28 protein-coding genes and 1 tRNA gene are annotated in these 20,613 nt (G+C 67.4%); 5 read left to right on the top strand and 24 right to left on the bottom strand.

Annotated features, from left to right (window positions below; genetic code table 11):
* Window positions 1-274 precede the first annotated feature (274 nt).
* The 17 genes from AB0M45_RS14800 to AB0M45_RS14720 are packed head-to-tail and all read right to left on the bottom strand — an operon-like array spanning window position 275 to window position 10,987.
* On the bottom strand, window positions 275-457 hold the full coding sequence (locus tag AB0M45_RS14800) for a hypothetical protein (protein WP_364327957.1): 183 nt from the start codon (window positions 455-457) through the stop codon (window positions 275-277).
* Window positions 454-1,374: a DUF2637 domain-containing protein gene (locus AB0M45_RS14795; protein WP_364327954.1), complete on the bottom strand. Its 921-nt coding sequence runs from the start codon at window positions 1,372-1,374 to the stop codon at window positions 454-456. The genes AB0M45_RS14800 and AB0M45_RS14795 overlap by 4 nt, the downstream gene beginning before the upstream one ends.
* A gap of 3 nt (window positions 1,375-1,377) precedes the next feature.
* Window positions 1,378-1,785, bottom strand: a complete 408-nt coding sequence (locus AB0M45_RS14790; protein ID WP_364327951.1) for a hypothetical protein — start codon at window positions 1,783-1,785, stop codon at window positions 1,378-1,380.
* A 29-nt stretch (window positions 1,786-1,814) separates the two neighbouring features.
* The gene (locus AB0M45_RS14785) at window positions 1,815-2,849 is read right to left on the bottom strand and encodes a toprim domain-containing protein (RefSeq protein ID WP_364327948.1); all 1,035 of its coding nucleotides are present in this window, start codon (window positions 2,847-2,849) and stop codon (window positions 1,815-1,817) included.
* 2 nt (window positions 2,850-2,851) lie between these two features.
* Window positions 2,852-3,187 (bottom strand): hypothetical protein, encoded by a 336-nt coding sequence (locus AB0M45_RS14780; protein ID WP_364327945.1) that lies wholly within the window; start codon window positions 3,185-3,187, stop codon window positions 2,852-2,854.
* 3 nt (window positions 3,188-3,190) lie between these two features.
* Entirely contained in the window at window positions 3,191-3,604 is a 414-nt protein-coding gene (locus AB0M45_RS14775) for a hypothetical protein (RefSeq protein WP_364327943.1), read from the bottom strand.
* Between the two features lies 1 nt (window position 3,605).
* On the bottom strand, window positions 3,606-5,144 hold the full coding sequence (locus tag AB0M45_RS14770; protein WP_364327940.1) for a hypothetical protein: 1,539 nt from the start codon (window positions 5,142-5,144) through the stop codon (window positions 3,606-3,608).
* 38 nt (window positions 5,145-5,182) lie between these two features.
* Window positions 5,183-5,548 carry a hypothetical protein gene (locus AB0M45_RS14765; protein WP_364327938.1) on the bottom strand — a complete coding sequence of 122 codons (366 nt, stop codon included), beginning with the start codon at window positions 5,546-5,548 and terminating at the stop codon, window positions 5,183-5,185.
* 23 nt (window positions 5,549-5,571) lie between these two features.
* Entirely contained in the window at window positions 5,572-6,192 is a 621-nt protein-coding gene (locus AB0M45_RS14760) for a hypothetical protein (RefSeq protein WP_364327935.1), read from the bottom strand.
* A 38-nt stretch (window positions 6,193-6,230) separates the two neighbouring features.
* Window positions 6,231-8,228 carry a hypothetical protein gene (locus AB0M45_RS14755; protein ID WP_364327932.1) on the bottom strand — a complete coding sequence of 666 codons (1,998 nt, stop codon included), beginning with the start codon at window positions 8,226-8,228 and terminating at the stop codon, window positions 6,231-6,233.
* On the bottom strand, window positions 8,225-9,286 hold the full coding sequence (locus AB0M45_RS14750; protein ID WP_364327929.1) for a hypothetical protein: 1,062 nt from the start codon (window positions 9,284-9,286) through the stop codon (window positions 8,225-8,227). The genes AB0M45_RS14755 and AB0M45_RS14750 overlap by 4 nt, the downstream gene beginning before the upstream one ends.
* On the bottom strand, window positions 9,283-9,696 hold the full coding sequence (locus AB0M45_RS14745) for a hypothetical protein (protein WP_330232290.1): 414 nt from the start codon (window positions 9,694-9,696) through the stop codon (window positions 9,283-9,285). Before AB0M45_RS14745 ends, AB0M45_RS14750 begins: the two co-directional genes overlap by 4 nt.
* Window positions 9,693-10,019 carry a hypothetical protein gene (locus AB0M45_RS14740; protein WP_364327926.1) on the bottom strand — a complete coding sequence of 109 codons (327 nt, stop codon included), beginning with the start codon at window positions 10,017-10,019 and terminating at the stop codon, window positions 9,693-9,695. Before AB0M45_RS14740 ends, AB0M45_RS14745 begins: the two co-directional genes overlap by 4 nt.
* Entirely contained in the window at window positions 10,016-10,360 is a 345-nt protein-coding gene (locus AB0M45_RS14735; protein WP_364327923.1) for a hypothetical protein, read from the bottom strand. The genes AB0M45_RS14740 and AB0M45_RS14735 overlap by 4 nt, the downstream gene beginning before the upstream one ends.
* On the bottom strand, window positions 10,357-10,506 hold the full coding sequence (locus AB0M45_RS14730; RefSeq protein WP_364327920.1) for a hypothetical protein: 150 nt from the start codon (window positions 10,504-10,506) through the stop codon (window positions 10,357-10,359). The genes AB0M45_RS14735 and AB0M45_RS14730 overlap by 4 nt, the downstream gene beginning before the upstream one ends.
* A complete protein-coding gene (locus AB0M45_RS14725) occupies window positions 10,506-10,778 on the bottom strand; it encodes a hypothetical protein (RefSeq protein WP_364327917.1) in 273 nt (90 codons plus the stop codon). Before AB0M45_RS14725 ends, AB0M45_RS14730 begins: the two co-directional genes overlap by 1 nt.
* Entirely contained in the window at window positions 10,775-10,987 is a 213-nt protein-coding gene (locus AB0M45_RS14720; protein WP_364327914.1) for a helix-turn-helix domain-containing protein, read from the bottom strand. Before AB0M45_RS14720 ends, AB0M45_RS14725 begins: the two co-directional genes overlap by 4 nt.
* 150 nt (window positions 10,988-11,137) lie before the next feature.
* Between AB0M45_RS14720 and AB0M45_RS14715 the strand changes: the two genes are divergently transcribed.
* Window positions 11,138-11,878 (top strand): helix-turn-helix transcriptional regulator, encoded by a 741-nt coding sequence (locus AB0M45_RS14715; protein WP_364327911.1) that lies wholly within the window; start codon window positions 11,138-11,140, stop codon window positions 11,876-11,878.
* Window positions 11,879-11,884: 6 nt separating this feature from the next.
* On the top strand, window positions 11,885-12,355 hold the full coding sequence (locus AB0M45_RS14710) for an NUDIX domain-containing protein (RefSeq protein WP_355072579.1): 471 nt from the start codon (window positions 11,885-11,887) through the stop codon (window positions 12,353-12,355).
* An 18-nt stretch (window positions 12,356-12,373) separates the two neighbouring features.
* On the opposite strand, the gene AB0M45_RS14705 is transcribed toward AB0M45_RS14710, so the two are convergent.
* The 3 genes from AB0M45_RS14705 to AB0M45_RS14695 all read right to left on the bottom strand — a co-directional run bounded on the left by AB0M45_RS14705 (window position 12,374) and on the right by AB0M45_RS14695 (window position 14,073).
* Window positions 12,374-12,904 carry an HD domain-containing protein gene (locus AB0M45_RS14705; RefSeq protein WP_364327908.1) on the bottom strand — a complete coding sequence of 177 codons (531 nt, stop codon included), beginning with the start codon at window positions 12,902-12,904 and terminating at the stop codon, window positions 12,374-12,376.
* 65 nt (window positions 12,905-12,969) lie between these two features.
* Complete coding sequence (locus AB0M45_RS14700; RefSeq protein ID WP_364327905.1) at window positions 12,970-13,902, bottom strand: tyrosine-type recombinase/integrase; 933 nt, start codon at window positions 13,900-13,902, stop codon at window positions 12,970-12,972.
* 97 nt (window positions 13,903-13,999) lie between these two features.
* Window positions 14,000-14,073 (bottom strand) — tRNA-Ile (locus tag AB0M45_RS14695).
* 115 nt (window positions 14,074-14,188) lie between these two features.
* On the opposite strand from AB0M45_RS14695, the gene AB0M45_RS14690 reads away from it, so the two are divergent.
* Window positions 14,189-14,638, top strand: a complete 450-nt coding sequence (locus AB0M45_RS14690; RefSeq protein ID WP_364327902.1) for a nitroreductase/quinone reductase family protein — start codon at window positions 14,189-14,191, stop codon at window positions 14,636-14,638.
* On the opposite strand, the gene AB0M45_RS14685 is transcribed toward AB0M45_RS14690, so the two are convergent.
* On the bottom strand, window positions 14,623-14,784 hold the full coding sequence (locus AB0M45_RS14685; protein WP_364327898.1) for a hypothetical protein: 162 nt from the start codon (window positions 14,782-14,784) through the stop codon (window positions 14,623-14,625). The two genes, AB0M45_RS14690 and AB0M45_RS14685, sit on opposite strands and share 16 nt — an antisense overlap.
* Window positions 14,785-14,849: 65 nt before the next feature.
* Window positions 14,850-15,842: a zinc-binding dehydrogenase gene (locus tag AB0M45_RS14680; protein ID WP_364327895.1), complete on the bottom strand. Its 993-nt coding sequence runs from the start codon at window positions 15,840-15,842 to the stop codon at window positions 14,850-14,852.
* Between the two features lie 608 nt (window positions 15,843-16,450).
* Here AB0M45_RS14680 and AB0M45_RS14675 point away from each other — a divergent pair.
* The gene (locus AB0M45_RS14675) at window positions 16,451-16,957 is read left to right on the top strand and encodes a hypothetical protein (protein ID WP_364327892.1); all 507 of its coding nucleotides are present in this window, start codon (window positions 16,451-16,453) and stop codon (window positions 16,955-16,957) included.
* A 27-nt stretch (window positions 16,958-16,984) separates the two neighbouring features.
* Here AB0M45_RS14675 and AB0M45_RS14670 read toward each other — a convergent pair whose 3' ends face one another.
* Window positions 16,985-18,091 (bottom strand): PDR/VanB family oxidoreductase, encoded by a 1,107-nt coding sequence (locus AB0M45_RS14670; protein WP_364327889.1) that lies wholly within the window; start codon window positions 18,089-18,091, stop codon window positions 16,985-16,987.
* Window positions 18,088-18,990: a metal-dependent hydrolase gene (locus AB0M45_RS14665; protein ID WP_364327886.1), complete on the bottom strand. Its 903-nt coding sequence runs from the start codon at window positions 18,988-18,990 to the stop codon at window positions 18,088-18,090. Before AB0M45_RS14665 ends, AB0M45_RS14670 begins: the two co-directional genes overlap by 4 nt.
* Window positions 18,991-19,165: 175 nt before the next feature.
* Between AB0M45_RS14665 and AB0M45_RS14660 the strand changes: the two genes are divergently transcribed.
* Window positions 19,166-20,557: a wax ester/triacylglycerol synthase family O-acyltransferase gene (locus AB0M45_RS14660; RefSeq protein WP_364327883.1), complete on the top strand. Its 1,392-nt coding sequence runs from the start codon at window positions 19,166-19,168 to the stop codon at window positions 20,555-20,557.
* Window positions 20,558-20,613 lie beyond the last annotated feature (56 nt).

Raw genomic sequence — 20,613 nt, 5'->3', positions numbered from 1 at the left:
CCCGGCCGACACTTTCTATGAACAGCGAAGCCATAGAAAGTGTCGGCCGGGTGGGGAGGGAGACGACGCCAAACACCCCAGCTCAGGCCATATTTTTCGCCTGCCCTGATCCAATTTTGATCGGACTCGGAGTCGTATCAGAATCGGATCAGGTCCGGATCAAGTCCGAATCAGATCCGGATCGGTTTCCGGACGTTGAGACAACGAAGAGGCCCCGCTGGCGATGCCAGCGGGGCCTGCTCGTATGTGGTTGTCGACGCTGCTTCTCGGCTGGCTACGTGCCGCCGTTGCCGATGCTGACGGCGATTTCGCCGTAGGCGCGGACGCCGAACCCGCGGCGGTTGGTATAGGTGCGTTCGCCGAGCCGGATCTCGAATCCGGCGGCGGTGAGCATCCCGGTCACCGCGGCGACGGCGTCGGCATCGCCGGACAGTCGGACGCTGACCACGCTCGTCACTGATGGACTCCTTCCTGAATGTGTTCTTGGGCCGCGGTGAGCGTGCGGGTCACCGAGGACGAGCTGAGGCTGACTTGTTCAGCGATGCGCGCGTGCGACCAGTTCTGTTCGTGACGCAGGCGCAGGATCTCGGTGACCTTCTCCGGGTCCCGCCGCCCCGATGGGTCTGCGCTGCACAGTAACTCGGCTATCCGCACCCACCGGTCGACCTCCGCACGAGGTGCCGGTGCGTGGTGCGTAGGGGCTTCGATCGCGGTCTGTTCGGCGGTGTGCAGCTCTGGGGGCGCCTGTTGGGCGGTGAGTTCGGTGGAGGTCGACCGGGTCTCGGTGTGGACCTCACGCACCGAGACGGTGCGTAGGGCCTCCGGCCGCTGCACTGGTTCCGGCTCGGTGCGCACCGCCGGTTCGGGGCTGGTGTGGTCGGTGCGTGCGAGCACGAGCAGGGCGACGGTGGCCTGTCCGATGGCGCCGTCGATGATGAGCGGGAACAGCCATGCCAGGTGTTCGCTCATCCCGACCTGAATCGACAGTTCCCGCAGGGCGTCGAACGACAGCCGGAACGCGCCCACCGCGATGGCGGCGGTAAGTGCGACAACAGCCCAGTAGGCCAGGCGTGCCTTGTTCTGGGCGCGTACGAGCAGCCCGACGCCGTGGGTTGCTGCCAGCAGCGCGATCGGCGGGAAACTGGCGACGAACGCGGCGACCGGCTGCTTGCCGTCCGGTGCGTTCATCCATGCGTGAACGAGGTTGCCTGCGATCGACATTGCCGCGACCAACAGCAATTCACCCCAGAAGAACCGGATCGCCGACACCTGCTCGCGGGTCCGTGCACCGGCCTGTGCATCGTCTGGTGCGCTGCGGTGCGCAGCAGGATCGCTGCTGCGCACCACGTCCGCACCGGAGCTGAGTCCGGTCACGGCTCACGCACCCTTGCTTGCCGCGGCCGGGGTGTAGACGGCGGTGAACAGCCGCGCCCGCGAGTACTCCGGATCGGGTCCGGTGTAGGTGACCGACAGGGTTGCACCGATCTCGAAGTCCTCGCTGCCGGCGTTCTCCAGCGCCAGCCCGATGGCCTGTTCCATGCGCCAGGACACGTACAGGTTGCGCGGTCCGGCGCCGGTGTCGAGGGTGACGACGGTCTGCATGACCGGCTGGCCGTCCTCGTCGAGTTCGACCTCGCCGGGCGCACCGCCGAACTTCAGCTTGGGTTCCTCGATGGCGGCGATGATGCGGCCGTAGACGGTGGTTCCGGGCTTGCTGGTCTTGGTGAACGCCGACGCGGGGCGGGCGGCACGGCGGAAACGCTGTCCGAAGGTGTTGGTGCTCATGATGGATGGGGTCCTTCCTGTTGTGGTGTTCAGCGGGTCCGGGTCCGGTCGGCCCGGTCGCGGCTGGTCGGTGTGGGGTGCAGGTCGTGGATGCTGCGCTGGGATCGGGGCCGGTCGAGGTAGGCGACCGGTTCCAGTTCGTCGAGGTCGTGTCCGGCGTCGAGGTGGTCGCAGAGGTCCTTGCCGTCGCGGGCCTGCATCACCCGGACTTCGCCGACGCGGTCGGCGAGGGATTCGGCGACATGTGCGGCGTGGCGGTAGCCGGGGCGGTCGCGGTCGGCGACCACGATCACCCGGCCAGCGCCACGCAGCCAGCGCGCGTGGTCGTCGGTCCACTTCCCCGCGCCCATCGCGTTGCACGTCGCCAGTTGCCCGGCCTGGCGGGCTCGTTGCACGTCCTTCTCGCCCTCGCACACGTACAACTCGCGGCCGGTGTCGAGCGCTTCGCGCACGTCGGCGAGCTGCCACGGCAGCGGAGCGAAACCGGTGTTGACCCACTCCGTTCCGGTCCAGCGCCGTTGGTAGAAGCTCTTGGCGTGCCCGTACTCGTGCGGGGTGTGCAGCCGCACCACCGCGCCCTCGACACGACCGTTGGGCCACCGGTAGACGTACGTATCCACCGCCTCGGTCTCCCCGATCTGGGCACCAAGATCCCGCTTTGCGGGCAGCGGGAACCGAGCCGCCAGAATGGCTTTCTCGACCGGCGAAGCGACGCTGACCGGGCGGGCGGGTCGCCCGCCGACCGCGCTCGGCCGACGAGCGGAACTCTGCTGGTTGGTGCGCTCCGGCAGCCGATCCCACAGATCGCGTACCCGCAACCCGATGCGGTCGAGCACGTCCTGGTCGTCGCAGCGGGCCCAGCAGCGCACCATCGTCTTGCCCTGCCGCGGGTCATACCGCACACCCAGGCTGGGGTTGTGGTGGTGACCGTCACCCTCGTGCACCGGGCACAGATAATTCGTCCACTGCTGCGGCTCCCGCGGCCACTTGGCTGGACCCACCCGGCGAATCAACGCCGCGGTGACGACCTCGTAGGAACGGCCCTGCGGTGTCGGTTCGGTCATCGTCACCGCCCCCGCTCGATCTCCGGCCGCTTGGCGGCGGTGAGGATGCGGGCCTGCTCGATACTGCGCCGCTGCACCCCGTCCAACGAATCCGCGCCCGGCAACGACAGCATCCGTCGCACGGCACTGGGCGAGCGCGACCACAAGTCGTGCACGTCCTTGAGGTACTTCCACTCCCCCGGATGCGGCCCGTTGCGCCACCCCTGGTCGAGGGCTTCTTGCTGGGCGTAGAGGCTGTGGATCTCCGCCTCGCTGGCGCCCGGCCGGTCCCGCAGCCGCGACAGCCGGGCGGCCTCGGTGAACGCTTCGCGCATCGCTTCCTCGTGCTCGATGTGCATGACTCACCGCCCCCGCTGGACGCCGCGGCTGCGTGCGGGCTGCTGCTGTTCGATGTCGGGGTTGGTGTGGCGGTGGAAGGCGTCGCGGACGGTTTGGCTGTCGCGGATCGCCAGATGCAGCGAGTGCTGCAAGCTGCGGTATTGCAGCTCTGTCGCTCCGGCGCCGTCGTTGTGGACGATGTTGTCCACCAGCCGGAACATCGGCTCTGGCGAGCGCCGCCAGTCCTCGTAGGCGTCATCGAGGTAGCCCCAGTGCTCGGCGTGCGGGCCGTCAGCCCACCGCTGACCGATCTCGCGGCGCTGGGCGGTGATGCGGTCGCGGTCGGCGTCTGTCGCGGTCGGCTGATGCATGTCTTCGCCGAGCTGGGTGTAGAGGGCGAACTCGATGCGCATCGCTTCCTCGTGCTCGCGTTCCATGTCAACGGCTCCTCTCGATACCGTTGCGGCCGTTGCCGTTCCGCTGCGGGCGCGGCCAGGACTGGGTGTCCGGACCGGCCTGCTCGCGGCCGTTTCCGGTGAGGTCGTGCAGGTAGCTGGCGCGCTTGCCTACCGGCCCGGTGTCGTTGCCCGGCTGTACGGAGTTGCGAAGCTGCTCCAGCGTCGGGTTCGGTTGCTCCTGCTCCGCGCCGTTGCCGTTGGCGGCGGTGCGGCGTGAGCGGTTGCCGTAGCGCTCCTGCTCGGGGGTGGACTGCACGAGCTTGCGCACGGCTTCGTCGCGTTCCTGCTTGAGCTGGTCACGCTCGGCGATCAGCTGCTCGACGCCCGGCCGATCCCGCAATGCGTCGACCTCTGCGGACAGGCGGAGGTTGCGGTTCTTCAGCGCCTCGATGTGTCCCTCGGCGGTGTCGAGTTTGCGGCGGATCTCGTCGCGGTCGGCGGTGACCGAGTCCAGGCCGCGTTGCAGCATCCCGACCCGGTTTTCCAGCCGGTCCCGGTCGGCGGCCATGTCGTTCAACTGGCGCTCTACCTGCGCCAGCCGGTCAACACCGGCGGTTTCGGGTGGGCGTTCGCGGTCGGTGTTCTCCCGCTGCCGGGCGGCTGGCTCGGGCTGCTCGTGGTGAACCTGCCCGGACAACGTCCGCTCCCGCAGTGCGGTCTCCCGGTCGGCGAGCTGCTCGGCGACGGTCTCGGGGCGGCCGTGGTCGACGTATTGCTTCGCGGCGGTGAGGGTGTCGCGGGTCTCGACCGCCAGGGTGGTGCCGTCCGACCACGACGTGCCGCTGATGTTGCGCTGCAACCAGCTGGTGGCGCTGTGCTCGGTGGCGAACGAGCGGGATTCGGTCAGCTTGCCGCCGTCCGGGTCGGTCCACGTCATTTCCGCGGTGTAGCGGTGGCGGTGGGCCTGGGCGGCGTCGATACGCGCCAGCAGCGCCTCTTCTGCGTTGGCGCGGTGCGCGGCGTCCAGGCTTTGCTGCCAGTCCTCACGCTCCACCCCGGCACGCTGCCGGGCATTGACCGTCTCACGAGCAACGTGGGCGCGGTAGCGCAGTGCGTCGATGCCGCGGACCTTGTGCGCTTTGGCGAAGAGGTTGCCGACCTTGAAGTGGGGGAAGATCGTCGCCGAGTCCAACCCGTCGAGGGCTATGCCCTGCTCGGTGCGGGTCAGGTGCTCGTTGCCGATGAAGCCGCGGGCCAGGCGGTTGCGGTGTTCGGCCAGGGCGTGAGCGTCGCGGGCGCGCCGGTCATGGTCCACTCGCGGGTCGTTCGCGCGGTCGGCGACGGTTTGGACGTGTACGCGGTAGCGGTCGATAGCCTGGCTGGTCCAGGTCAGCTGGTGCTTGCGCATCACCTCGGCTTCGCGGCGCTGCTCACGCAGCGTGCGGCTGATCTCCTTGCGGATCTTGCGGCGCTCCAGGAAGTTGCGGGCTTGGGCGTGCAGGCGGGTCAGTTCCGGCAGCGATCGCGCGAACTTGCGGGCTTCGGCGATCATCTCGTCTTCCGGGCTGCGGTCGGTCATTGCGGCGGATTCCTTTCAGTGGTGGGTGTTTTCGGTGTTCATCGGGTCCGCTCGGCGCGGTTGCGTCGGCGGTCGAGTTCGTCAGCGGCGGCGTCGGTGAGCTTGAGGCGGGTCGCATACCGGCCGCGGGCGCGAGACAGCCAGACACCCGCGGCGTCCAACTTCTCGTCCGCCAACGTCAGCGCGGTTTCCGCGCGGAAGGTGGCTTCGACGGGGTCGATCGGGTCGCCGAGGTTGTCGACCGCCAACGCGTCGGGGTGGCGGCGCAGGGCGGCGTACTCGCGCTGGATCTCGCCGATCTCGCGGCGCAGCTGTGTCAGCCGGTCGTCGACGTCGTGCAGGCGCTCGTACAAATCGACCGGCGCGGTGCGGATCGGGTCATCGGGGATTCGGTTGATGCTCAACGGTTTTCCTTCCTTGTGGTTGGTTACTGAGCAGGGGTGGTCGTGGTGGTGCGGTTGTTCTCGTGCTCGGTGCGGGCGCGGTCCATGCGCTCGACCAGCGCACGCAGCAGCCCGAAGATGGCGGTCGCGACGGCGGCGACGGCGTGGCCGATACCGGCGGTGACGGCTCCGATGGCCTGCGGCAGCGGCGGGCGGTGGGCAGCGCTCCACCACAGATAGGCCACCCACGCACTGCCGTAGACGGCCAGCGGACCGACCACCAGCGGCCCCTCACCCCATCCGGCGGTCACGGCCGCGCCGACCACAACGGCGGAAGCTGCCGCGGTGCGCCGCATGGTCTGTGCCCGTGACCGCGCCGGTACCGGCGCCACCGCGGCGGTGGCCTGCTCGGTGGGTTCGTCGTCGAGGTCGGGCAGAACGGTCAGCGCGGCCCGGCGCACCGGCATGGTGTCGGCGGCGGGTCGTTCGTTCTGTGCAGTTGCGGTGGTCGGGGTGGTGTCGAGGTCGGCGATACCGGCCAGCCAGTCCTCGACTTCGTCGGCGAACAGCTCGCCCGCGATCGCGGGATCGGTCGGTGTCGTAGCGGGGTCGGGCCGCCGCTGGTCGTCGTCGTCGTTGTCGTCGTGGGGTCGGATGATGCGCATGGGTTGCCTTTCAATCGGTTTCGGGAGAAATGGGAGGGTCAGGCGGTCGCGTCGGCGGTGACGGGCTTGGACTGGGGATCGGCGCTGGTGGTGCCGGGCAGGGGGCGCACGGTGGCGGGGTCGACGGGCACGACGTGCCCGAACTGGGCGCGTCCGGCCTTGGCGTAGACGAACTGGCCGGTGTCGAACTGGCGGACGCGGTCGGGGTCGACCAGCCACTTCTCACCGACCGACACTTGGCCTTCGTCGCCGGTGCGCTGGCCCTTGATCAGGTGCCGCGACGGCAGCATGTGCCGGACCGACCCGAAGTGCTTGCACAGCTCTCCGGCGTTCTCGACGTAGCCGAGCAGCACCCCACCCGCGCAGGACTTCAAGATCCGGTCGAGCGCCCACTGATCCCCGGCGACACCCTCGGGGCTCTGGGCGGCGAACAGGACGCTCACGCCTTGGGAGCGGCCCCGTTCGCACACCTCTTCCAGCCCGATCGAGCCCTGGCCGGTGGTGAGCGCGCTCAGCTCGTCGATGATCAGGGTGACGCTGCGACGCTGGTCCTTGGCGGTGCGGGCGGCGCGCTGCATCAGCATCCGCAGGATGGCGGCGACCTGGGCGCGGGCGGCGTCCTTGTCCAGGCCGGGCACGGTCACATACAGCACGTCGAGGTCGTCGAGGTCCACGCCGCCGTCGAACACCATCCGCCCGTCCTCACCCTGGAGGCTGTCGAACAGGTTGGATGCCTTGATCAGCATGTCGGCGAGCTGGTCGACCTTCTCCGACTGGAGGGCTTCGACCATCCGCTTCACATCCGGGGCGTTGCCCCACAGATCCAGCAGCGTCTCGGGATTCAGGCGCTCCAGGAACTCCCGGCTCGACCGGGGCGGCCCGGCCGGTGCATCAACGACGAGGGAGACAATGCGGCGGCGCAGCTCGTCGAAGTGCTGGCCTTCCGACGTCGACGCCTGTCCGGCGTTGAGCATGTCGCCGAGCACGGCGCGCTGGTCGCGGGCACGCATCGCCCACACGTTCAGGCGGGCGCCGTGGGGAACCTCGGCGATGCGGTCGGCTGCGATCCCGCGGCGCTGGGTGATCTCGCGCAGCTCGTGGCCCAGGGCCTTGTCGTCGTTGCCGCCCTTGCAGGACACGACCACCAGCAGCGGGCGCGGGTGCTTGCCGCGCATGCCTGGCACGTCCTTCCACCGCTGCCAGGCGTTCCACTCGTATTCGAGCATCGCGACCGCGTACCGCTTGATCAGCTCCGTCTTGCCCGAGCCGGTTGTGCCGAACGCGGCCATCTGGCGGCGCGCTTCCTTGTGCGGCACCACCATCCACGCCTGATGCCGCGCGGTCAGCTCCGACCACAAACCGAGAGGGTGCGCCGAGCGCCGGTCCGCCAGCGGCCCCAGCACGATCCCGTCCGTTGTGGTGAACGGGGCACCGACCGACCGCGCCGCCCGAGCGGCCCCGGCGAACTGGCGTGCGGCCAGCGCCGCCTGCACCCGCTCGGTGCGGCCCAGGTTCTTCAACCCGACCGTGTTGGTCTTGTGCACGAACGACGCCCACCAGTACGTCGCGGCCAGCGCGGCCACCGGGGCGCCGAGCAGGACCATCGTGCGCAGCCCGCCCAGGTCTCCGTCTGCGACCCGCGCCGCACCTGACCACAACAGGGAGGCGGGGGTGATCCACGATCCGCCGGCCATCGCCGACGCCGCGGGCAGCAGCAGCGACCCGATCGCGAAGTTGCGCAACCGGTGCGGCGCCAACGGCCAGCGCGCCGCGACGGCGACGATCATGACCAGCGTCGCCACGATCACGACACCGCACACCGTGGCTGTCGAAGCCGCGTCACCAACTGCGGACAAGTCCAGCGTCGGCAGATCCCAGCCTTCGACGTGGCGGATTGGCGGCGCCTGCGGCACCAGCGGGCCGCTATCGGCGCCTGGCTCCACTGGCGGCAGGCCCGGCTGGCCGGTGGTGGGGACTTGCGGGCTGCTGTTGGGGTGGCAGTCCTGGGGAGTGATGATCGGCTTGCAGTTGCTCATGACGCTTCCTGAGTGAGAAGAAGGTTCGGGCGCCGGGTCTTGCGGGCGGCGCGGCCCTGGTTGCGGCGGGTGAGGAACTGGCTCCATTCCTCGTCGAAGTCGCCGATCGCGAACAGCAGCTCGACGGCGGCGAGTTCGCGGGGAAGCCGCTGGTAGGCGGCATTGACGGTGTTGATGACGCGCTGGGAACGGCACAGGTAGAGCAGGCCCGTCACGGCCTCGTCCTCGGTGTCCCGCGCGGCGCGGATCGCACCCGCAAGCGCGGTGTCCATGTGGACGCGGTCCTTGGCGCTCAGCTCGATCTCCAGCGCCCACCAGCCGTGCTGACCGCCGACCTCACCGAGGAACCGCCCGTCATGCACGTGCGGGCGTCCCTTGCGAGGGGTCCGGCTGTCGCTGAACACCACGTGCCCGGACTTCGACTCGGCGGCAGCGACTTCGGCGCGGCGGCGCAGCACGCGCTCGGACACCCACAGCTGCGGGTCGGAACCGACCAGCATCACCCGCGCCTGCGCAACGGCGCGGTAGTGGTTGGCGTACATCAGCGGCGGCTTCCAGTCCTTGGGCCGCCACCCCAGATACCGCTCGGCCACCTCACGCCTCGGGTACACCCACGCCCGGCCACGCTGCACCGACAGCAGCGGATGCACCATCCGCCGCTTCAGCAGAGCGTCGGCGAGGTCGTAGGCGCTGCTGAGGCTGCTGAAGCTCATGAACTCGGCCAAGACATCGACCTGCATCCCGTGCATGTCGACCAGCGCGGCCAGCGCCGCGTCCTGCTGAGCCGACAGACCCTTACTGCCCTGCACGGCCAGCACCCGGCCCAACGACCCGTACGGGATGCCGATCTCCTCGGCGATCTCCTGCTTCGTCAGCCCCTGCTCACGCAGCCGCGTAGCCTCACCCAGGCACGACTCGACCTGAGCCAGCGAAATACCCAGCTGCTCGCCGATCCGGCGGTAAGACATGCCCTGATCACGCAAACCGCCGACGATCTGGGCACGGTGGCGCCGCTCCAACGCGGTGTAGCGGTCGACGCCCTTCCTCTTGTGGTTCATCGGGTTCGCTCCCTTCCCTGCCGCGAGCTGCGGCTATGACCGGCCGCGCCGCGGCGCTCAGCGATATCGGTGCGGGCCTGCGCGATGAACTCGCGCATCTCCGTCGCGTCCACCCCTCGCCGCTCCGCGGCCATCGCCGAGCGCGTCCACCGCGCCAGCTGCAATGCCTCCAGCTGCGCTTCGGTCGAGACTCGTTTCGGCACGGCCGATTCCGCGTCGTACAGGTGTGCCTTCAGCGGCCCTCGCGACCCACCCCGCGCCCGCAGCACCTGCGCCTCGTACTCACCACTCGGACTCTTGCCCTCCCGCGCGAGCTGGCGACGGGTCCGCAAATGCTGCGGCGCCAAACCCCACGGCCAGGTCGGAATACCGAACCGGCGGCCGTCTGGATCATGAAAACGGCTGCTCATCGCGACCGCCCCGGACGCTGCGCACGCCGCTGCTCGGCATCCCGTTCGGCGACACGGGCTCGGATCTGGGCCGCCACCTCCGGGCCGTGCCGGTAATCCAGCAGCCGATCCCAGACCGCGCGTTGCTCGGCATGGACCTGCTTGATCGCGTCGGTCTGTGCGATGCGCGACCTCTCGAACGCGATGCCGGTCCAGTCCTTCGCCCGCGAAGACTCGACAGCGCCGTCGAGCATGTCGCTCAACACGCCAAAAGCGATGTCCAGGCGCTGGAACTCCGTCTCCAACTCCGCGTGCTCGCGGCGACGCTCGTTCTCAGTGCTCATCGCGTCACCACCTGCGACGGCAGCTGCGAACGAGGCACACACGACCCAGCCGGTTCCGGCGGAACCCCCGCGTTCAGCGGGCGGCAGATGTTCGGCGACGGCACATAGTCCTGCTGATCGATCCACGCCGCCGTGCACCCGCCCATCCCGATGAGCAGCAGCACACAGAACGCAGCCAGCCGCACCATCGGCGGCAAGAGCCCCAGCGGCGCGAACACCGCACTGGTCCCGGTGAACTCCGGACCAGCCATCGAATGCAACGGGCTGTGACCACCACGGCGGTCGAAATGCGTGACCGTGTAACCCTGAACAGGCGGGTCCTGCCGCCACGGCGCGCTCATCGCCGGACCTTCCATCGCCTCGACGACCGCCAGAACGCGAGCGCGCCCAGCAGCATCACCGTGAACCCGACAACCTCAGGCGCAGTCAGCACGAGGTAGCCGACCGCGATGGCGGCGACCGCAAGAATGAACGTCCGCGCCCGCATCAGCACTCACTGCCCTTGCGGCTACGACCGCGACGGCGGCGGACCTGCGCAGACTTCAACGCGAGCCGCGTGTAATGAGCCTTCCGAGCCTGATCAGCGCGGTAGGCACGCTCCTCCGGGCTCAACAGCCCATCCGGGTCGACAATGCGGTCGAACTTGCTTGTCATCGCCGCCCGCGCCTTCGCAGTGCGCGCCGCGCGATCGGAAGTCTTCGCCCAGGACTCGTGCGCGGCGATCCGCGCCTGCAATGTCCGCTCGACGGGGGTGCTCATGCCACACCGCCGTTGATGACGGTCGCGGCGGGCCGAATCAGCGCCAGCAGCTCGTCACGCTCGACCCGCAGCAGGCGTCCGTTCACCCTGAATCCGTTGAGATCACCGGCCGCGATCCAGTTTCGAATCGTCTTCGTGTCGACGTCGATGAGCGCCGCCGCGGTTTTGAGGCTGATCAGATTCCGGGCCTCAGTAGAAGCCTTGTCCATCAATGCCCGCTCCTTCGAAAAGTGGGAAATACGTTGCAGTTCCCCACTTTTCGCCGAAACTTCGGGCGTAAGCACCGCATAGGTGGACTTGTCCAGACGTCTCAGGTACCGTTGAAGAAGTCCCTAGACGTCCCTGAAATTGGAGGCGAAATGGCGAACGAACGCCTTCGCAATGCGATGCAGCAGACTGGCCTCGACATCCCGGACGTCGCGGACAAGGTCGGCGTGGAGCCAAAGACCGTCGAACGGTGGATCACGAAGGGCCGCGTGCCCTACCCGAAGCACCGGCATGCCGTCGCCGCGCTAGTCGGAGAAACCGAGAACTACTTGTGGCCGGACGCTCTCGCGCCAGAACGGAAGGTCGAGGTTGCACAATCGGAAGTCCTGACGGTCTACCCACACCGCAGTGCAATTCCAAGCGACCTGTGGAAGCGGCTGCTGTCGAGCACGAGCGAACAACTCGACGTCCTCGTGCTCGCGGGCTTGTTCCTTGCCGAGGAGCCCGAATTCACGCGAACCTTGCGCAAGAAGACACGCGACGGGCTGAAGGTTCGACTGCTGTTCGGTCGCCCGACCGCGGCGGAAGCCGACAAGCGGAGCGCCGAGGAACGTCTGGCGGCAGGCACCGTGCCCTCGCGTATCAGCAACGCACTCGCACTGATCGAGCCGCTGGCCGAGATCGAGGGCGTCGAGCTTCGATACCACGACACGACGCTCTACAACTCGGTGTTCCGATTCGACAACGAGATGATCGTCAACATGCATGTCTACGGGCTGCCGGGCGCGCACGCCCCCGCGCTTCATCTGCGCCAGCTGCCCGCTGGCGACATGTTCGAGACGTATATGACCAGCTTCGAGCACGTATGGTCGAACGCGACCCCCGAAAGGTGATCGTTCATGGCCCGGACCGATTATTTCCACGACCCTGACGCACCCACGCCAAACAACATCAAGGTCGCCGTTAGTGCATTTGTGCGCGATTCACAGGGCAGAATCCTGATGATCCACCGCACCGACAATGATCACTATTCGATTCCTGGGGGCGGGCTCGAAGCGGGCGAGACGGTCACACAGGCGCTCGTACGAGAGGTCAAAGAGGAAACTGGGATCGACGTGCAGGTGACCGACCTCATCGGAATATTCTCGAATCCGGAGCACGTCATCGCATACGACGATGGTGAAGTCCGTCAAGAGTTCTCGATCTGCTTTCGCGCCGACCCAATCGGAGGCGAACTCCGAACTAGTTCGGAGTCGAAGGAAGTCAGATGGGTTGCCCCTAGCGATGTTTCGTCTCTGGACGTCCATCCATCGATCGCGCTTCGTATCGAGCGGGGCCTGACTCCTTCAGCGCGGCCGTATTACACGTGACAGACGACGAACAACTGACTATTCACGCAACAGCTTCTCGGTACGGTCAACTGCTTCGATCAGCTCAGGCGCGGCCTCAGCCAACGACCTGGATACGACATGATCCGGGCCGTACCGTTCGCGGACCTCGGCAATGCGACTGAGCACATCCGTCGTCTCACCGGTTGGGGTCGTCGTGATATCCGCCCACCACAGCGCGTCGCGGAGTGCTGTCTGCTCATCCGGCCAGCTGATCTCGATATTGCGGTTGCGCGCCTCGACACAAGCACACGAATGGTTGGCGACGAGAGCACACAATCGCTCCGACGCGCCCTCACGCCGCAGGAACTCGGCGCCATCAACAGGGTGAAATCCGGTCCTACGGATCGACGGCGCGTAGCCGATGTCATGCAGCCACGCCGCAGCCAACAATAGGTCGGCGTCGTCAACCACATCGACGGCCTGCTGAGCATGCCGAGCAACGCCTTGGACGTGCTGCCACCGCCGAGACATGCCGACGAGATTGTCCCGTGCCAGCTGCGCAGCCCACGCAACGAAGTCATCGGTCATACAGGCAACCGTATCGCCTTGCCGCATCACCTGCTGTTGCCCCTGACTGCGCCGTCCGGATGCCCCTACAGCTTGTCTCCCAGTCGCGCACGCCGATGCGCCGACTTCGCACGGCTGTCGGCCACCGCGGCACCGTATCGTGCGAGCATCTGACGCGACCGCCATCCGGCGAGCATCATGAGGTCTTGCTCCTGGCCACCACTGTCGAGCCAGGTATGCGCGAAGAAGTGACGGAGCTGATGAGGATGCAGACGTTCAATGCCGGCCGCGTCGCATCGCCGCTCGAGCATCTGACGGATACCGGAATCGGTCATCACTCCGCGGTAACCAAGCCACAGAGCTGGATTGTCGTTCTTAGCGCCCGAATGCTTCGCACGCACGCGGAGGTATCTCCGCAGCGCCGTTCGGGTCTTGTCGCCGAACGGACACGTCCGCGGTCGGCCGCCCTTGCCGATCACCAGCACTGTGTTCTCGTTGAAGTCGAGCGAGTCCACCTCGAGCGGCGCGAGTTCGCCGCACCGCATCCCGGTATCGGCGAACAACCGGATGATGGCGTTATCGCGGCGATCGGCGAAATCGGCGCCATCGCACTCTGCGAGAAGAGCTTTCACCGCGTCCATACTCGGCACGGGCACCTGCTGATCGGGTACCGCGGGCGGGCTCATCTTGTCGAACGGATTCGCGTCGATGATCTCTTCGGCCGCGAGGTACTTGAAGAACTGTTGCAGCGATCGGTACTGGCCGCGTGCGTACTCCGGCGATAGCGGCTCACCGGTGCGCTGGTTGGGCCGCGTGAGCAGGTCTTCGATGTAGCCGCCGATGTGGGCGCGGGTGATGTCCGGCGCCGCGGTCGGCAGCTCGCGTTCCTGAAGGTAGTCGGCGAAGTACCGGATCCGAGTGAGGTAGCCGTCGATGGTCTGCTTGCTCCGGTTCTTGCGACGCAGCTCCGTCGCGAAGTCCTCCGCAAGCTCTCGAATGTCGTCCAGATCCAGCCCCATGTCCAGATTCTACCGGCAAAATACATTGCTGTCGGAGCATTGTTCTGGACCAACCCGGCTGTCGAGTTCGACATTTCCGCAGATCAGAGGCTGTTTGTGGGGCGGGCGGGGCTCGAACCCGCGACCAATGGATTATGAGTCCACGGCTCTAACCGACTGAGCTACCGCCCCGTGCCGCGAGGAATCCCCCAGGCGTTGGGCATGCTACCGGGTCAGGTGGGGTGTGTACCAGTCGGATGGCGGGCGGCTCAGGGTTGGGTGTCGGAAACTTACTGGAGGGTCAGGTATGGCCGGTCTGTTCATCGAGGTGTTGAAGGCGCATCAGTGGGTGTATGAGAACTCTGGTGGGCTGGTGGGGCATCGGCTGTTGCTGGGGAATCCGACGCTGCTGCTGCGGACTGTGGGGCGCAAGAGCGGCAAACAGCGGACTTCGGCGCTGACGTACGCGCGCGACGGCGAGGACTATTTGGTGACGGCGTCCAATGGTGGATCGCCACGGCCACCGGGGTGGCTGGCGAATCTGAAAGCGCGACCGGAGTGCGAGATCCAGGTCGGGCGGCGGAAACTGGCGGTGCGGGCGCGGCCGACATTGCCCGATGATCCCGATTACGCCCGGCGCTGGGCGATCGTCGACAAGGTGAATCAGGGTCGCTACAGCGCCTATCAAAAGCTGACCAAGCGGCCCATCGCGGTGGTGGTGCTGACCCCGGCCGAGCAGGGTCAGTCGCCGCGGTAGTCCTCGTCCCAGTCGGCCTCGTAGTCCTCGGCGTCGTCGCGGTCCCATGAATCGGCATCCTTCGGCGGGCGACTGGCGAAGTGCACGACTGCGACGACGAAGCCGAGGACCACGATGACGATACCGACGACGAGCAGAGTTTCCACCCCGGCACACTAGCGCCGTCGCCGGGCTCGCGCACTACATCGATTGTCCAGATCGGGCGGATTGTTCACACCGTTAACAAAGTCCGCCCTACGGCAGTCCTGGACTCGATGGCGGCATGCGCCCGATCGGCCTGTTCCAGCGGGAACGTCTGACCGATGACGACCTCCAGCCGCCCGGCGGCAACCTCGGCTTGCGCGCGCTCGGCGAGCGCCTGCCAATCGGTGTCGGCGCCGGTGATGTCGAACAGGCCGTAGACGGTAATCCCACGCGCCGCCGCCTGCTCGTCCAACGAGGCGAATTCGCCTGCGGCAGCACCGTATCCGAGGAATCGCCCGCCCTCGGCCGCGGCCGTGACCGCAGCCTCGCCGAGCGCGCCGCCCGCGCCGTCGAGCACCACGTCGACACCCGCTCCACCGGTCGCGGCGCGCGCCTTCGCCGCCCAATCGGGCGCGGAGTAGTCGACCGCGGCGGTCGCGCCGAGCCTTCCGGCAAGCTCCAGCTTCGCGGCGCCGCGCGCGGCGGCGACGACGTTCGCGCCCGCTGCCCTGGCGAGCTGGATCAGCAAAATACCGAGACCGCCGCCCGCCGCGGTGATCAAGACCCATTCCCCGGGCTGAACCGCGGCGCGGTCGAACACCGCGAGCGCGGTCCTGCCGTCGTGTGCGAGCGCGACGGCCTGCGTCATGGTCAGCCCGTCGGGGATCGCGGCCAAGGTTTCCGCCTTGGCCAGCGCTTTCTCGGCGTACCCACCGATCGGCAAGCCGCCGCCGATACCGCTGGCCGCGGTCGGAGTGGACACCCGTTTACCCACCCAGGCCGGATCGACATCCGGGCCGACCGACGCCACCACGCCGCTCACCGCGCCGCCGGGCACGTACGGCGGCTCGATCGCGAAGAAGTCCGTCCCCCAGCCGCCACGCAGCCGCGTGTCCAGGAACATCACATCGGCGGCCGCCACGTCGACCACTACCTCACCCGGTCCGGCCACCGGGTCCGGCAGCTCGCGCACCGCGAGCACTTCCGGTCCACCGAACGCACTGGCCTGCACAGCCCGCATGACACAACCTCCATCGTTCCTTGCCATCTCTAATGAGGACAGCATGGAACCTGAAGTTGTGTTGAGGTCAAATCGTGGTCAGGACCCACCGCCGCAGCTACTGCCACCACCACCGCCGCCACAGCTGGAACTGCTCCCGCCACCACAGCTGGAGCTGCTCCCCCCGCCGCAACTACTGCTGCTTCCTCCGCCGCAACTACTACCGTGATGGCCTCCGCCGCAGCCGCTCGAATGGCCCGGGTCGTGCCCACCGAACAGACCGGCACCGCCCGCGGCCCAGAACGGGTCGGTGGATCCGCTGTGCTGGTGATCCCCTCCGCCCCGGGATACGCGCCACGGTCCATACGGCGGCGGCAGGCGCCGGTTGCGTTGCGAGCGGAGGACGACGACGACCACGATGACCGGGACCGCTATGAGAAGGACCAGCATCACCAGAGCGAAAAGAAGGATGAGTACTTCCATATCGTGTCCTTTCCGGCAGAGCCGGTCCCTCCGTGGTCACGCTCCGCCTCCTCCAGGCCTGAGCGTTCATGCCCGCGCCTCGCTCACGCTCGGCACTGCGCATGCCAAAACGGTAGCCTTCCGCAGGCGCGCACGTACAGTGAACTGTGGTGTCATTCAGTTTTCGCAGGTACCGCGAGATCGACTTGGCGGCCGTCCGCTCCGCAGTCGACGCGCTGGAATTGCCCGACGCCGTGTACAAAAGCTGTCCCTGGCAGCCGCGGGAACTGGTGGACAAGGGATTACGGCAGTGGCTGCTCTGCTGCGGCGCCGCCATGCGCGACGACCGAGTGATCGGCATGCCGTCGCACGCGGTCGACGAGGCATGGCACGGTTTCATCTTGTGCACGAAGCGCTACGCGGACTTCTGCGCGAAGGCCTACAGCCGCTTCCTGCACCACTTCCCCGAAGGCGCCGGTCCGCCGGACAATTCGCACGGAACCATGGCCGAGCAGCTCGGCCGCACCGTGGTGGCGTGGTCGTTCGTGGCGGCTCCGGACGAGGAATGCGTGCTCTGGGATCTTGATCGCCGGGTCGGTGTCGAGCATCCGTGGGGCATCGAGGCCGAACGAGTCGAGGCCATCGAGGCCGAACTCGCCGCTACCCGCGGTTGACCGCCGAGCGCCGGGGTGATTTCAGGATCACAGATCGAGCACGAGTCGCCCGCCCTCGGCACGGGACACGCAGACGAGCATCTCGCCCGCCTCATGTTCGGCATCGGTGAGCACGCTGTCGCGATGGTCCGGTGCACCGGCCAGCACACGGACCTTGCAGGTCCGGCAGAAACCCTGCCTGCATGAGTACGGCCGGTCGGGCCGGATCTGCAGGATGGTGTCGAGTGCGGAACGGTCGGCGGCGACCTCGACGACCTCTCCGGTGGAAGCGAATTGGATCTCGAAAACCGTGCCGTTCACGATCGGCGGCGGCGAGAAGCGCTCGGAATGCAGTTCTACGTAGGGCATTTCGCGAACGGCGTCGGCGATCAGCATGATCATCGGCACCGGTCCGCAGCAGTAGACCGCGGTGTCGGGCCCGACTCCGGGCAGCAAGGCGGCGGCATCGGGGAGTCCCTGTTCGTCGTCGGTGCGCACGATGACGCGGTCGCCGAAACCCGCGATCTCGTCGAGGAACGGCACGGTGTCGCGGCTGCGTCCGGTGTACACCATCGACCACTCGATCCCCAGACGATGCGCCAGCCTTGCCATCGGAAGGATCGGCGTGATACCGATGCCGCCCGCGACGAAATGCAAACGAGCAGCCCGAGATCCGTGTCCGGGCACGGCGAACGGGAACGCGTTGCGCGGACCGCGCACCACGATCGGCGCCCCGACCGGCAAGGCGTCGTGCACCTCCACTGAACCACCGCCGCCTTCCGGGATGCGGCGTACCGCGACCCGGTAGGCACGGGTGTCGGCCGGGTCGCCACACAGCGAATACTGCCGCAGCCTGCCGGAGGGCAACTCGAGGTCCAAGTGGGCGCCGGGCCGCCACGGCGGCAGCACGCGCCCGTCGGCCGCGGCCAGCCGCAGGCTCACCACATCCTGGTCGCGCGCCTCGATCCGCCGTTCGGTCACGACCAAGGCGATGCGGTGATCGTCCACTTTCGGACGCGGATCGCGCCGGTTGACCAGCGTGGTCCAGCGCAGCCGCGCGGAGGCCACCGCGTCGACCACGCGCACCGTGCGGTCGCGAGCACGCTTGCCGAACAGGTCCGCGGGCAGCTGGCTGGGAACGGGCCGCAGAGTCACGAGGCGAGCGCCTGGGCGGCAGGGGATTTGGCCAGGTACGCCACCGCCTGCGCCGTTGAGCCGACCGAGTCCGGGTTGTAACCCGGATTGAACGTGCTCAACGCACTCCACAGCAGCGAGGGCACTCCGGGCAACGCACCGCGCCACATCGCGCCGAAGACCCGCGCGAGCAATCGCGGATAGCCCAGGTCGGGCAGCTCGGGGTCTTGGTGGACCAGGAACTTGGTGCCGCGCAGCACCAAGGTCAGGAAGATCGGGAACACCAGCGTCATCAGTCCCGCCCGCCGCAGATAACCGGCGCCGAAGTACACCGCCACGTCGTGTGCGACATGGCGATGCTCGACCTCCTCGGCGCCGTGCCAGCGGAACAGGTCGGCCATGCGCGGGTCGGCGTCGAACCGCTCCAGGTCCGCGTTGAGCACCCAGTCGCCGAGATAGGCGAAGAAGTGCTCCAGGCAGGCGATGAAAGCCAGCCGCTCGATGAGCACCTGCCGTCGCGCGACGCCGTCGGCATCCCGGGGACAGAGCGTGCGGCGGAACAGATACTCGGCCTGCCGCAGATACGGCTCGGGATCGATGCCATGGACGGCGAGCACCTCGTGCAGAACCTTGTCGTGGGTCTCGGCGTGCATCGACTCCTGACCGATGAAGCCGAGCATCGCCTCGCGCAACTTGTCGTCGTGCACGTAGGGCAGCGCCTCGGCGTAGGCGGCGCAGAACATGCGCTCGCCCTCGGGCAGCAGCAGATTCAGCGAGTTGATCAGGTGCGAGGCGATAGGCTCGGCGGGCATCCAGTGCAAGGGCGTGCCCGCCCAATCGAACCGCACGTTGCGGGCATGCAGCGCGACCGGTCCAGGGTCGATATCCGGACGTCGCCCAGCCCTGCGAAGTAGCTTCATCGGTACTCCTCGATCCCTCGCTCGTCACGCCGACGCAGCATTCCTACGTCTTCGTAGCAAGGATCATACACATATATAGAACTTTCAGTAACACACAAAGCACTCTACGGTGGGCAACCTCGCGGCATTCTGGTTTGCACCGCATATCTAGAACGCGTTCTAGTAGGCTTTCGCTATGGAACGATTGACCGGATTGGACGCCAGCTTCCTCTACCTGGAAACCGGGACCCAGCATCTCCACGTCTGCGCGCTGCTGATCCTGGATCCGAGATCGGCGGACTATTCATTCGACACATTCAAAGCCGAACTGGGCAGGCGAGTGCCGCTGATCCCGCAGATGCGCCGCCGCGTGTACGAGGTGCCGTTCAACCTCGACCATCCCGTCTGGGTGGAGGACGAGAATTTCGACCTCGACTACCACGTCCGCAGGATCGCGATCGCCGCGCCGGCCGGACACCGCGAACTCGCCGAGCTGGTCGGGGATATCGCCAGCCGCCCCATGGACCGCGACCGCCCGCTCTGGGAGATGTCGGTGGTGGAGGGTCTCGACGACGGCAAGGTGGCGGTGATCTGCAAATACCACCACGCCGCCGTGGACGGCATCACGGGCGCCAATCTGATGATGCACCTGTGCGATGTGGAACCGGGCGCTACCAAGCCGGTGCCCGAGGAAGAGTGGCACCCCGAACCGAAGCCGAGCGACTGGCGCCTGCTGACGGAGGCGGTGGTCAAGTTCCCCACCAAAGCGGGCATTCTCGGCATGGTGCCGAAGACCATCGGCGTGGTCGCCGGTTTCGCGCAGCGCCGTCGACAGAACAAGACCGGCATGGCCATACCGTTCTCTGCTCCGCGCACGCCGTTCAACCTCGCCATCACCCCGCATCGCACCGTCACGTTCACCGATGCCGAACTCGACGCCGTCAAAGAGATCCGCTCCGCGTTCGGGGTCAAGGTGAACGACGTCCTGCTGACCGTCGTCGCCGGCGCATTGCGCGCCTATCTGAAGCGGCACGACGAACTTCCGGATCGTTCGCTGATCGCGTCCGTCCCGGTGTCCGTGCACGACTCGACGCGGCATACCGCGGGCATCAACAAGGTGTCCACGCTGTTCGCGCGGCTCGGCACCGATATCGCCGATCCGGTGGAACGCTTGCACGAGGTGGCCGAGGGCAATCGCGGAGCCAAAGAAGAACACGAGCTGATCGGCGCGGACTTCCTGCAGGACTGGTCGAAATACGCGCCGCCGAACGCGTTCCGGCTCGCGGCACGCATGTACTCGTCGCTGAAGCTGGCCGAGATGCACCCTGTGGTGCACAACCTGGTGGTGTCCAACGTGCCCGGCCCCCCGATGCCGCTGTACTTCCTCGGCATACGCGTGGACGCGATGTATCCGTTCGGGCCGGTCTTCCACGGCGCCGGGCTGACCGTGACCGTGCTGTCGAACAACGACAAACTCGATTTCGGCTTCATCGCCTGCAAGGAACTGGTGCCCGACATCGCGGAGCTGGCCGACGCCGTTCCCGGCGTGATCGCCGAATTGCTCGCGGCGGCACGGGCATCCGCCTGACCGCCCGGCCCCTGTTCGCCACCGCCGCCGGACAGGGCCGCTTCCGCCGGACACCA

Source organism: Nocardia sp. NPDC051787 (assembly GCF_040681325.1).
In the GTDB taxonomy this organism is placed as follows: Bacteria; Actinomycetota; Actinomycetes; order Mycobacteriales; family Mycobacteriaceae; genus Nocardia.
This window is presented reverse-complemented; position numbering and strand designations above follow the sequence as displayed.